Raw genomic sequence first — 11768 nt, 5'->3', positions numbered from 1 at the left:
ACGATTATGCACACCAAGACTTCGGCGCCCGGCATTCCTACCATGTGCATCATGAAAACCCTAGATATCATCGACTCGCACACCGGCGGTGAACCGACCCGCCTGGTGGTGTCGGGTGGCCCGGAGCTTGGCGGCGGCACGCTGGCGCAGCGTCTCGACGTGTTTCGCACGCATTTCGACGACTGGCGCGCAGGCATCGTCACCGAACCGCGCGGCTCGGACGTGGTGGTCGGCGCGCTGCTGTGCGAGCCGGACGATGCCGCGTGCGCGGCCGGCGTGATCTTTTTCAACAACGTGGGCTATCTCGGCATGTGCGGGCACGGTACGATTGGTCTCGTCGTCTCGCTCGCGCACATGGGGCGGATCGGGCCGGGGCTTCATCGGATCGAGACACCGGTCGGCGTCGTCGAAGCGACGCTCAACGAGGACGGCAGCGTGGCCGTGCGCAACGTGCCGGCGTATCGCTATAGGCAAGGCGTGCAGGTGGACGTGCCGGGCTACGGCATGTTGACTGGCGACATCGGCTGGGGCGGCAACTGGTTCTTTCTTGTCGCTGATCACGGGCACTCGCTGGAGGCGGCGCGTATCGCCGAGCTGACCACGTTCAGTACGGCAATCCGTGATGCGCTGATCGCGCAGCGCATCACTGGCGCGGACGGCGCCTTGATCGACCACATCGAACTCTTCGGACCGGGCTCGCGAGACGGCATCGACAGCCGCAGCTTCGTCCTCTGTCCCGGCAACGCGTATGACCGTTCGCCGTGCGGTACCGGCACGAGCGCGAAAATCGCCTGCCTCGCCGCCGACAGCAAGCTGCCCGAAGGCGCGGTGTGGCGGCAGGAGAGCATCATCGGCAGCGTATTCGAGGCGAGCTATCGCCGCGCCGGCGATGGCGTCTCGGTGATTCCGACCATCACCGGCCACGCGCACATCATGGCCGAAGGGCGTTTGTGTTTCGACGAGCGCGACCCGTTCGCATGGGGCATCCGCACGGCATGACAGCGGACGCGTTGATCGTCGGGGCCGGCATTGTCGGCGCGGCTTGCGCGGCGGAGCTGGCCGCGCTGGGCATGCGCGTTGAGGTACTCGACGCGCAGGGCATCGGCGGCGGCGCGACGGCGGCGGGCATGGGGCATATCGTCGTGATGAACGACTCGCCCGCGGAATTCGCGTTGAGCCGCTATTCGCGCGACTTGTGGCTGGCGCTCGCGCCTCAGCTGCGCACGCGCGACGCGTTCGCGCGCTGCGGCACTTTGTGGGTCGCGGCCGACGATGAGGAATGGCAAGCCGCCCGCGCCATGCATGCCGCCTTCGAAGCGCAGGGCGTCACCGCTCAACTGCTCGACGCGGCCGCGTTGCGGGCGTGTGAGCCGGCGCTGGCGGCATCGATGGCGGGCGGCCTGCGGATCGAACACGACAGCATCGTGTATGCGCCGACGGTTTCCGAGTGGCTGCTGACGCAATCGTCAGGAGTCGAGAAGATCCGTGTGCGGCTCGGTACGCGGGTTACCGCAATCAGCGCGCGTGGCGTGACGCTGGCTGACGGCGAGCGCGTCAGCGCGGAGCACGTGATCGTGGCCAATGGTCTGGGTGCTCAGCAACTGCTGCCGTCTCTGCCGTTGCAACCGAAGAAAGGTCATCTGCTGATCACCGACCGTTATCCCGGACTCGTTCGCCATCAGCTGCTCGAGCTGGGCTACATCAAGAGCGCACATCATGCGGCCGGTACCTCGGTGGCGTTCAATGCGCAGCCGCGGCCTACAGGCCAGTTGTTGATCGGCTCGTCGCGCCAGTTCGATACAACCGATCCTGCCGTCGACATGCCGGTGCTCGCGCAGATGCTGCAGCGCGCAGCACGTTATCTGCCGGTCCTGCCGACGCTCAATGGCATTCGTGCGTGGACCGGGTTCCGTGCGGCGTCGCCGGATGGTCTGCCGTTGATCGGTCCGGCCGGTGATTTTGCACCCGGCGTGTGGCTTGCGGTTGGACATGAGGGTCTTGGCGTGACGACTTCGCTGGCAACGGCAAAGTTGCTCGCCACGCAGATCACTGGGAACACTGCACCGATTCCCGTCGAGCCGTACTTGCCGGTCCGTTTTGCGCAACAGGTGGCCCATGGCTGACGCCGATGCAACGTACCTTCACTTGACGATCGACGGTAGAAGCGTCGAGGTCGAAGCCGGCACGATCGTGGCCGCGGCGCTTGCCATGGCGGGCGCGGGCCGTACGCGGACGTCGGTCAGCGGCGAGCCGCGTGCAGCGCTGTGCGGGATGGGTATCTGCCAGGAGTGCCGCGTCACGATCGACGGTCGGGCGCATGTATTGGCATGCCAGACGCTTTGCCGCGATGGGCAGGTGGTTTGCACTGCCGCGGCTGTGGCCAACGCAGTCAACGTGACCAACGCCCCCACCACCACGGCCAACCGATGAAGCAGCATTTCGACATCGTCGTGGTAGGCGCCGGTCCGGCCGGATTGAACGCAGCGCAGGCAGCGGCGCGCGAGGGCGCCACAGTCGCAGTGCTCGACGACAATCCGCGCGCCGGCGGTCAAATCTGGCGGCAAGGTCCCGGCCATCCGCCGCAAGTGCCGCTACAAGGCCTGCTCGCCGTTTTGAAGACGCAAACCAACGTCACCCTTTTGCCATCCACTCGCGTAATCGCGCCTTTGAGTCCGCGAGGTTTGCTGCTCGAGTCGGCTGAGCACGGTGGCGTGTCGATCAGCTACGATCGATTGATTCTCGCGACCGGCGCGCGCGAGCGGCTATTGCCATTCGCCGGCTGGACGTTGCCTGGCGTGACCGGTGCGGGCGCGCTGCAGGCACTCATCAAAGGCGGCATGCCGGTACGCGGCGAACGGATCGTGATTGCAGGCAGCGGTCCCTTGCTGATCGCGGCGCTTGCCACCGCGCGTGCGGCGGGGGGGCGCGTGCTGGCGGTCGTGGAGCAGGCCTCGGCATTTGAGGTCGCCCGCTTCGGAGCCTCATTGCTGGGCGAGCCGGCGAAGTTACGGCAAGCCTTTACCATGACGCGCGGCTTCGCGGGCGTGCGTTACTGGACCGGCAGCATTGTCCGGAAAGCTCATGGCGATGGCCGCGTCGAGCGCGTGACGATCCGGCGCGGCCAGCATGAGTCGACGCTCGACTGCGACCGCATCGCCTGCGGCTATGGACTCGTGCCGAACATCACGCTTGCGCAAGCGCTCGGCTGTGCGATCAACGAAGCGGGAGAAATCGTCGTCGACGGTGAACAGAGGACTTCGGTCGACGGCGTGCTGGCGGCAGGCGAATGCACGGGCGTCGGCGGCGCGGAATTGGCGGGTGTGGAAGGCGAGATTGCCGGGCTGGCCGCGAGCGGCGTCTCGGCAAACCGCACCGCATTGCAAGCGCAACGAGCCCGATGGCAGCGTTTCGCGAGGCGCGTCGAAACGGCCTTTGCCTTGCAGACCGCCGCGCGCACGCCACCCGACGACGCCACGCTGCTCTGCCGTTGCGAAGACGTCAGCCTCGGCGAGGTGCGCGCCTATCCGGATTGGCGCGAGGCCAAGCTGCATACCCGCTGCGGGATGGGTGCATGCCAGGGCCGAATCTGTGGCGCCGCGGCTTCGCTGTATTTAGGCTGGCAAGCTGCAGCGCCGCGCCCGCCGTTCAGTCCTGCGCAAATCGGTACGTTGATGGCAATCAGCGAGGAGCCGTCGTCCGCTGAATGACACAGCCGTCCATTCGTCCGCTGGATATTTTCGGCAACGCGTGGCCCTATAATCGACCGCAAGCGCCACCCCGTGCAGTCGCGCGGATGAACGCACCAACGGCACCCAACGCACAACCGCACCGACCACGGAACCCGCACGATGAACACGCTGGCTCATCCGCTCGAACCGGACGACGCAACGCTGTCCGGCATGCTGTCGCATTTCACGCTACTCGAGCCCGTGTTCGATGCGATGCCGGACGTGGTGTTCTTCGTCAAGGACGCGCATGCCCGCTATGCGCTGGTCAATCGCACGTTGGCTTCGCGCTGTGGCTTCAAGGAAAAGTCCGCGCTGCTCGGCAAGACCGCCGAGGACGTCTTCCCGCACCGTTTCGGTCGCATCTACACCGCCCAGGACAAAGCAATCATCAACGTTGGCAGCCAGATGATCGATCAGCTGGAGCTGCACCTGTATCCCGGCCGTCAGCCGGGATGGTGCCTGACCTGCAAGCAGCCGTTGCGCGATCCGGCGGGGAAGGTGGTCGGCCTTGCCGGCATCTCCCGCGACCTGAAAGCGGACGAAAGCAGTCATCCTGCTTACAGCCGGCTGGCTGAAGTGGTGCAGTCCATTCAGGAAAATTACGTGCAGCCGCTGAATCTGAAACAGCTTGCTGCAATGGCGGATATGTCGGTGGCGCAACTGGAGCGTTACTTTCACAAAGTGTTTCATTTGACGCCGCGCCAGGTGTTGCTGAAAACGCGACTCGACGCCGCCACCGCCTTGCTGGTTTCACACGACAAGGTCACCGATGTGGCCGCACTCTGCGGCTACACCGACCACAGCGCCTTTACGCGTCAATTCAAGGCGACCGTCGGCGTCACGCCGACCGAGTACCGGATGCTGCTGCACGGAACCTCGCGAAGCTGAGCCGCCGCGCACATGGTTCGTCGCAAGCATCATTACTACGTCTATGTCGTCGCACTGGACGACACCGTCTGGAACGAGGCGCGCTTTCGCCGCGCGAATCCGGATTACCGGTTCGACAAGCCGTGCGTGTATGTGGGAATGACGGGATTGGACCCGGATCTGAGATTCGACCGGCACAAGGCCGGCATTCAGGCAAATCGCTATGTGCGCGATTACGGCCTGCGCCTCATGCCCGAATTGTATGAAGTTTACAATCCGATGCCTTACCGCGGCGCACAGGATATGGAAGTGGAATTGGCGATTGGACTACGGGAGGCGGGGTACGGCGTCTGGCAGGCGTAACTAAAATCTACAACGCGCCTTATTTCACACCGAGTCCGCGCAACACTGCATTGCCTTCGGGCGTCAGACGGATATGCGAGGCGCCGGCGTCGCCGGAGACCGTTTCGATCAGGCCGGCTTCGTGAAGCTGCGGAATCTCGGGTTTCGCGGATGCGTCGATCGGCGCGTGCAGCAACAGCAGCAGCGTTGCCAGTTCGTGATGGCTCAGCAAGCGACGCAGAATCGTGGGCTTTTTCGCCGGTGCGGGCGAGTCGTTCGTGTTGTGATCGGGCTGGTTCATGAAGCGCACCTTGTGCGGATTAGTGTCGGATGGATCATGCGGATGAAGTCTTAAACGATTCTTAAGACACCATTGTGATGTAACACCGTGACACTATGATTGCGCCGGAACAAGTTACCGACCGTTACACCTGGCCGATTATTGCGTCTGCTTACCTTACGGCGCGCAAGTTTTGCTCGCCGATTCGATCCACAGATTGTTCACGTGGCGTTTGCCCGCGTAGAAGCGATAAGTCGTCGCGCCGTTGTCGCTACGGACCTTGACGATATTCGAATCGCCGAAATCGAGCATCTGACCTTGCGGAATCGCGGTCGATTTGAACGCGGCGTTGTGGCTGGTCGCCACTTGCGTCAGGCAGGCGACTACGTCGCTGACCGAGCGTTGCGTGGTGGTGTCCGTGACGGGCTCGCCGGCATCCGGATTCTTCTGGAAGTACGCGCAAGCGCTGAGAAGCAGGGGAACTGACAGGACTACGGCAAACTTCTTCATATCTCTCCTGGCGTTTCATTCGGCTGACGGTACGCGCCACACCCGTATGGGGCAGGGTGCGCGCGGCACTGGCCGCGGATCAAACGCCATTATATCGGTGCGGCGCGCCCGCTTGAGCCGATGGAGCATGCGCCGTGCCCGATCTGCGTGAATTCGCGGGTGGAGGGCCGCGAACCGCAAACCACCGTCCACCAGCATTGCCGGCCGCAAACTCCTACTTGCGTCGCTGAGCTTGCGCTGCGAGCCGTACGGCTGCATTGGCCGCGCCATAACCGTCGTAGCCGCCGCGCCGTTCGACAATCTCCAGGAAAAAGCGCTGATCGAGTTGTTCGGTGTAAGCGTGGAAGAACTCGCCACCGCGTTCGTCGCGGTCATACAGGATGTTGTGCGCGCGCAGCGCCTCGAGCGTCTCGTCCGGCAGCGCGTAGCGGGCGGCGAGGTCGTCGTAGTAATTGCGCGGAATGCGCAGCACCGGCAGACCGTCGGCGACGAATTCGGGAACTGCGCTGAAAATGTCGCCGGTGCTGAACGCGACGTGATTCAGGCCCGAGCCGTGGTAGGTATGCAAGGCTTCGGCCACCGCCGTGTGATGGTCCACGGAGGCGTTCAGTACGATTCGCACCGAACCGTCGTGACTGCGCAGCGCGCGGCTGCGCACCAGCCCGTACGGGTCGGGCACCAGCACGCCGGGCTCGGCCTGGAAGCCCAGCGCGGTCCGCAGAAACAGAACCCATGTATCCAGCGAAGGCGCCGGCACCGACAGGCAGACATGGTCGATGCGCGCGAGCGGTCCCACTTCGGTCGGACCATTAATGTCGGTGAGCACGAAATCGGCTTCGAACAGGGTGGGCTGGTCCGGTGTCTCGTCGACGAAATAGTTCAGGCTGCCGTCGGGCGCCTGGACGGCCGGCAACACACGTTCGTTCGGGCCGATCTGGCCCGAGAACGGGGCATAGCCGAACCCGGCGGCGCGCTCGAACGCCTGATTGGCGTCATCCACGCGAAATGCCGACGCGCACAGCGACAAACCATGCTGCTGGAAGAAGGCATTGGCGAATGAATCCGGTTCAGCATTCAGCACAATCGACGCCGCGCCGTGCTGAAACAGCGTCACATCTTTCGAACGATGCTGGCCGGCCTGACGGAAGCGCAGCTTGCCGAGCCAGTCGACGAGATGCGCGCGGGTAGTGTGGTCGACCGCGAACTCGAGAAATTGATAGCCGACGTGCGCGGGCGCAGCGGGCGATCGATAGAGTTCGCCGACCGGCTGCCGGGTGGATTCAAGCAGTGCCCGAGTCTGTTCCTCGAGGAACAGCAATGAACGATGGCCGTCCGCCGCGGTGATGGCGGTTGGCGCGGCGCGAAACCCGTCGTTGAAAATTTCGAGCGAAAGCGGGCCCGTGTAGCCGGTTTTCACGACCTGGGCGGTGAAGCCTGCCAGATCGAAATCGCCTTGGCCCGGGAAGCAGCGGTAGTGGCGGCTCCATTCCAGCACGTCCATGGCGAGCTTCGGCGCATCGGCAATCTGCACGAAGGCGATGCGATCGCCCGGGATATCGGCGATCCCGTCCACCGTATCGTTCAGCGACAGCGTATGAAAGCTGTCGAGCACAAGCCCCAGATTCGGATGATTGACCGCATTGACGAGTTTCCACGCATGGCGGTAGGTCTTGACGTGCTTGCCCCACGCGAGCGCCTCATAGCCGGCGATCACGCCGGCCGCTTCGGCCGCGCGGGCCAGTGCGCCGAGCTGGTCGGTCATCAGCGAATCGTCGCCGATGGTGTCGGGGGAGACGTTGCTGCACACCAGAATCCGGTCCGTACCCAGTTCGTGCATCACGTCGAACTTGCGTTTCGCCCTATCCAGATTGCGTTCGAGGCGTTCCGGGCTTACGCCGTCGAAATCGCGGAACGGCTGAAACAGCATGATCTTCAGCCCGAGATCCTCGGCGATGCGCCGCACGTCGGCGGGTGAGCCGTCGAAATACAGCAGGTCGTTCTCGAAGATTTCGACGCCTTCGAAGCCCGCCGCCTGGATTGCGGTCAGCTTTTCGACGAGGGTCCCGCTGATCGACACGGTGGCAATCGAACGTTGCATGAACGGCTCCTGCAAAAACGATGAAACGACTGGTGGGGCTGCGCGAAGCGGCCGCTGTGCGGCGTCCGCGTGTCTTGCGGTCCGCTATGCTGCAATGCGCAAAATGGTCTAGCTAGTTACCGTCAACCAGCAGGCCGCAGGCCAGAACTACCCATATTAGCGGAATTTCCCGACAGTCTATACAAACTAACTAGATGGTACAAATTCGTATAAACCCCGAATGACGATTGCGGGCAATGCGCGCACACTGCGCTTACGTTGTAGAGCCACGGCGCATGCTGTGGCCCGCTTTATGCCTTACTTTTGCAGGAGTGGTCGTCATGAGTTTTGCTTCAGTGCTGGTCCTCAACGGACCGAATCTCAACCTGCTCGGCACGCGTGAGCCGGCCATCTACGGTTCGGAAACGCTCGACGACGTCGCGCGGCTCTGCCGCGACGCGGGCGAGCGGCTGGATCTGTCGGTCGATTTCTGCCAATCGAATGCGGAACATCAACTCATCGACTGGCTGCATGCGGCGCGCAGCAAGGTTGACGGCATCGTGATCAATCCGGCGGCTTACACGCATACCTCGGTGGCGATTGCCGACGCGCTTTCTGCGATCGAAAAGCCCGTCATCGAAGTGCATATTTCGAACGTGCATCGCCGCGAAGCGTTCCGGCATCACTCGTACGTATCGGCGGTGGCCGAGGCGATCATCGTCGGTTGCGGCACGCAGGGGTATGTGCTCGCTCTGGAGCGGATGGCGGTCATCCTTAAGAATAGGGCGGCCAAATGAACGCACAAGCGAATACCCAGACAAACGCTCAGGCGAGCCCACAATCGTTTCTCGTCGGTCTGATCGGTTCGGGCATCGGCGGATCGCTTAGCCCCGCGATGCATGAGGAAGAGGGCAGCAAACTCGGCCTGCACTATGTATATCGGCGCGTCGATCTGGAGGCGCTGAAGCTGGACATCACGGCGCTCTCCGATTTGCTCGTTTCAGCCGAGCGCATGGGCTACAACGGGCTGAACATCACGTACCCCTGCAAACAGGCCGTGATTCCGCTGCTCGACGAACTCTCCGACGACGCGCGCGCACTCGGCGCGGTCAACACCGTCCTGTTCAAGAACGGCAAACGTATCGGCCACAACACCGATTGGTCCGGTTTTGCGCGCGCGTTTCAACGCGGCCTGCCGGATGTATCGCTGGAACGCGTCGTGCAACTGGGCGCGGGCGGCGCGGGCGCAGCGGTCGCGCATGCCGCGCTGACCATGGGTGCGCAGACGCTCACGCTATTCGACGTGGACGCCGAGCGTGCCGCATCGCTCGCCGCGGAATTGCAGAAGCGTTTCCCCGCCTCCACCGTCAGTGCCGGTAGCTCGCTCGCAGAATCGCTCGCCGCCGCTAACGGCCTGATTCACGCAACGCCCACCGGCATGGCGAAATTGCCGGGCTTGCCGCTGCCGGTTGGATTGCTGCACCGCGATTTATGGGTGGCGGACATCGTCTATTTCCCGATCCGCACCGCGCTGCTGCAGGCGGCCGAAGAACTCGGCTGCCGCACGCTGAGCGGCGGCGGGATGGCGGTGTATCAGGCGGTCGACGCGATGCGTATCTTCACGGGCCTCGAACCCGACGCCGAGCGCGTTTACACGCATTTCCAGTCCTTGTTGCAACGCCAGGCCAGTAGCACATAAGCCATACATATCCGGTACGTAACCCGACCGAGGAGACAGAGACGCCATGCCACAACCCATTCATTCCACGCCCGCCGAGGCAACTCGCCAAACGGCTGCCACGGTAAGCACCGCGCGCCGCTCGAAAGCCCGCTATCAGATTCTTTCGCTGCTGGCGGTCGGCACAATGATCAACTATCTGGACCGCACGGTGCTCGGTATCGCGGCGCCGCAACTGACCAAAGAACTCGGCATCAACGCCGCGCTCATGGGCTTGCTGTTCTCCGTATTCTCGTGGAGCTATGTGGCTTCGCAGATTCCGGGCGGTCTGTTTCTTGACCGCTTCGGCAGCAAGCTCACGTATTTCCTCTCGATGACGTTCTGGTCGCTGTGCACGCTCGCGCAAGGGCTCGTGCATGGTATCGGCGCGTTGTTCGTGTTCCGGCTCGGCCTCGGCGTTTCGGAAGCGCCGTGTTTTCCGACCAATAGCCGCGTGGTGGCCACATGGTTCCCACAGAGCGAACGCGCGATGGCGACCGGCACCTACACGGTCGGCGAATATATCGGCCTCGCGTTTTTCAGCCCGTTTCTGTTCATGTTGATGGGCACGTTCGGCTGGCGTTCGCTGTTTTACGTGGTGGGCGGCGTGGGTCTCGTGTTCGGTGTGATCTGGTGGATGTTCTATCGCGAACCGCACGATCATCCGTCTGTCAATCAGGCGGAGCTTGACTATATCGAAGCAGGCGGCGGTCTGACGCACAGCAAGAAGGACGCCGATGTTTCCGGCGCACCGGCTGCATCGGCGAAGAGCGGCTTCGAATGGCGCACCATCGGACGCCTGCTCAAGCATCGTCAATTGGCCGGCATCTGCCTTGGCCAGTTCGCCGGTAACTCGACGCTCGTGTTCTTCCTCACCTGGTTCCCGACGTATCTCGCCACCGAGCGCCATATGGCGTGGCTGAAGATCGGCTTCTTCGCGATCATGCCGTTCATTGCCGCGTCGATCGGCGTGATGTTCGGCGGCATCTTCTCGGATTGGCTGCTGCGCCGCGGCAAGTCACCGAACGTGGCGCGCAAGCTGCCGATCATCGCCGGTTTGCTGCTCGCCTCGACGATCATTCTCGCCAACTATGTCGAGAGCAACGTGGCAGTGATCGCGATTCTGTCGGTGGCGTTTTTCGCGCAGGGGATGGCGGCGCTGGGCTGGACGCTGGTGTCGGATATTGCGCCGGATGGACTGCTTGGCGTGACGGGCGGCATCTTCAACTTTGCCGCCAATCTGGCGGGCATCGTTACGCCGCTGGTGGTGGGTTTCATCGTCGCGGCAACCGGTTCGTTTGTCGGCGCGCTGGTGTTCATCGGCGCGATCGCTTTGATTGGCGCGCTGTCGTACATCTTTATCGTCGGCGATATCAAGCGGATCGTGCTGGTGGACTGAACAGCACATATCGTTCGAACGGCTTTCATTGAGTAAAAAAAAGCGGGACCTGGCTAACACCAGGTCCCGCTTTTTTGTTTCAGGTTTGCCTTAGTCTTCCTTGCGCACGAAACGCAGCACGGCGTCGACGATCATCGCGCGATGGCGCGCGCGCAGGCGCGGGTGCGACGGATCGCGGCCGAACGCTGTACCGAAGGTATGGCGATTGCCGACACGGTGAAAGCACAGCGAGCTGATCATCAGATGCAGGTCGATCGCATCGACGTCGCTGCGGAACAGTCCCGCTGCGATGCCGCGCGAGAGCAGATCTTCGATCGTATGAATGACGGTGACGTTGCGGCCTTTGAAGCTCTTCACCTGCTCGACGTACTTCGCGCCGTGAATGTTCTCGATCGTAATGAGGCGGACGAAGTCGCGCTGGCGATCGTGATAGTCAAATGTAAACTCGACCAGCGCGCGCATGCCCTCGATTGGATCGAGTTCACTGACGTGCAGATCCTGTTCGAGCGCGCGAATGTCGCCATACACTTTTTCCAGCACGGCCTGATACAACCCTTCCTTGCTGCCGAAGTAGTAGTACAGCATGCGCTTGGTGGTGTTCGTGCGCTCCGCAATCGCGTCGACGCGTGCGCCGGTCAACCCCATCGCGGAGAACTCCTGCGTCGCGACGTCGAGGATATTGCGCTTCGTCTGTTCGGGATCGTACTTGCGTCGGGTGTCGGACGCGATGCCGTTGGTATCAGGCTCGGCGGCCTTGCTTCCCTTTTTCATTGTGTATTCGAGCGGCGATGACGGCGCATTCTAGCACGCTGAAACCAGCCTCCGGAGCGGGTCTCGGGCATAAGCGG

13 protein-coding genes are annotated in these 11768 nt (G+C 62.9%); 9 read left to right on the top strand and 4 right to left on the bottom strand.

Annotated features, from left to right (window positions below):
- Nucleotides 1-42 precede the first annotated feature (42 nt).
- The 6 genes from M0D68_RS16115 (at nucleotide 43) to M0D68_RS16090 (ending at nucleotide 4958) form a co-directional block, all read left to right on the top strand.
- Nucleotides 43-999: a 4-hydroxyproline epimerase gene (locus M0D68_RS16115; protein ID WP_266224846.1), complete on the top strand. Its 957-nt coding sequence runs from the start codon at nucleotides 43-45 to the stop codon at nucleotides 997-999.
- The gene (locus M0D68_RS16110; protein WP_266224844.1) at nucleotides 996-2123 is read left to right on the top strand and encodes an FAD-binding oxidoreductase; all 1128 of its coding nucleotides are present in this window, start codon (nucleotides 996-998) and stop codon (nucleotides 2121-2123) included. The genes M0D68_RS16115 and M0D68_RS16110 overlap by 4 nt, the downstream gene beginning before the upstream one ends.
- A complete protein-coding gene (locus M0D68_RS16105; protein WP_093645313.1) occupies nucleotides 2116-2430 on the top strand; it encodes a 2Fe-2S iron-sulfur cluster-binding protein in 315 nt (104 codons plus the stop codon). Before M0D68_RS16110 ends, M0D68_RS16105 begins: the two co-directional genes overlap by 8 nt.
- On the top strand, nucleotides 2427-3707 hold the full coding sequence (locus M0D68_RS16100; RefSeq protein ID WP_266224826.1) for an FAD-dependent oxidoreductase: 1281 nt from the start codon (nucleotides 2427-2429) through the stop codon (nucleotides 3705-3707). The genes M0D68_RS16105 and M0D68_RS16100 overlap by 4 nt, the downstream gene beginning before the upstream one ends.
- Before the next feature lie 141 nt (nucleotides 3708-3848).
- A complete protein-coding gene (locus tag M0D68_RS16095; protein ID WP_093645317.1) occupies nucleotides 3849-4616 on the top strand; it encodes an AraC family transcriptional regulator in 768 nt (255 codons plus the stop codon).
- A 12-nt stretch (nucleotides 4617-4628) separates the two neighbouring features.
- Nucleotides 4629-4958 carry a hypothetical protein gene (locus M0D68_RS16090; RefSeq protein WP_093645319.1) on the top strand — a complete coding sequence of 110 codons (330 nt, stop codon included), beginning with the start codon at nucleotides 4629-4631 and terminating at the stop codon, nucleotides 4956-4958.
- A gap of 19 nt (nucleotides 4959-4977) precedes the next feature.
- On the opposite strand, the gene M0D68_RS16085 is transcribed toward M0D68_RS16090, so the two are convergent.
- The 3 genes from M0D68_RS16085 to M0D68_RS16075 all read right to left on the bottom strand — a co-directional run bounded on the left by M0D68_RS16085 (nucleotide 4978) and on the right by M0D68_RS16075 (nucleotide 7825).
- A complete protein-coding gene (locus M0D68_RS16085) occupies nucleotides 4978-5238 on the bottom strand; it encodes a hypothetical protein (protein WP_093645322.1) in 261 nt (86 codons plus the stop codon).
- A 156-nt stretch (nucleotides 5239-5394) separates the two neighbouring features.
- Nucleotides 5395-5727, bottom strand: coding sequence for a hypothetical protein (locus M0D68_RS16080; RefSeq protein ID WP_093645324.1), 333 nt, complete (start codon nucleotides 5725-5727; stop codon nucleotides 5395-5397).
- A 214-nt stretch (nucleotides 5728-5941) separates the two neighbouring features.
- Nucleotides 5942-7825, bottom strand: a complete 1884-nt coding sequence (locus M0D68_RS16075) for a bifunctional sugar phosphate isomerase/epimerase/4-hydroxyphenylpyruvate dioxygenase family protein (protein ID WP_266224824.1) — start codon at nucleotides 7823-7825, stop codon at nucleotides 5942-5944.
- Nucleotides 7826-8145: 320 nt separating this feature from the next.
- Here M0D68_RS16075 and aroQ point away from each other — a divergent pair, with 320 nt between their 5' ends.
- From aroQ to M0D68_RS16060, 3 genes are read left to right on the top strand one after another with little or no spacing between them, the layout of a single operon-like run.
- Entirely contained in the window at nucleotides 8146-8601 is a 456-nt protein-coding gene (gene aroQ, locus M0D68_RS16070; protein WP_093645328.1) for a type II 3-dehydroquinate dehydratase, read from the top strand.
- Entirely contained in the window at nucleotides 8598-9503 is a 906-nt protein-coding gene (locus M0D68_RS16065) for a shikimate dehydrogenase (RefSeq protein WP_211700478.1), read from the top strand. Before aroQ ends, M0D68_RS16065 begins: the two co-directional genes overlap by 4 nt.
- Before the next feature lie 46 nt (nucleotides 9504-9549).
- The gene (locus M0D68_RS16060) at nucleotides 9550-10920 is read left to right on the top strand and encodes an MFS transporter (protein WP_093645333.1); all 1371 of its coding nucleotides are present in this window, start codon (nucleotides 9550-9552) and stop codon (nucleotides 10918-10920) included.
- A 90-nt stretch (nucleotides 10921-11010) separates the two neighbouring features.
- On the opposite strand, the gene M0D68_RS16055 is transcribed toward M0D68_RS16060, so the two are convergent.
- The gene (locus tag M0D68_RS16055) at nucleotides 11011-11691 is read right to left on the bottom strand and encodes a TetR family transcriptional regulator (protein WP_093645335.1); all 681 of its coding nucleotides are present in this window, start codon (nucleotides 11689-11691) and stop codon (nucleotides 11011-11013) included.
- Between the last annotated feature and the right edge of the window lie 77 nt (nucleotides 11692-11768).

It is taken from the genome of Paraburkholderia sp. SEWSISQ10-3 4 (assembly GCF_030464785.1).
GTDB classification, from domain to species: Bacteria; Pseudomonadota; Gammaproteobacteria; order Burkholderiales; family Burkholderiaceae; genus Paraburkholderia; species Paraburkholderia aspalathi.
Note: the sequence above shows the minus strand (reverse complement) of the source record. Positions and strands in the feature narration are given on the sequence as shown.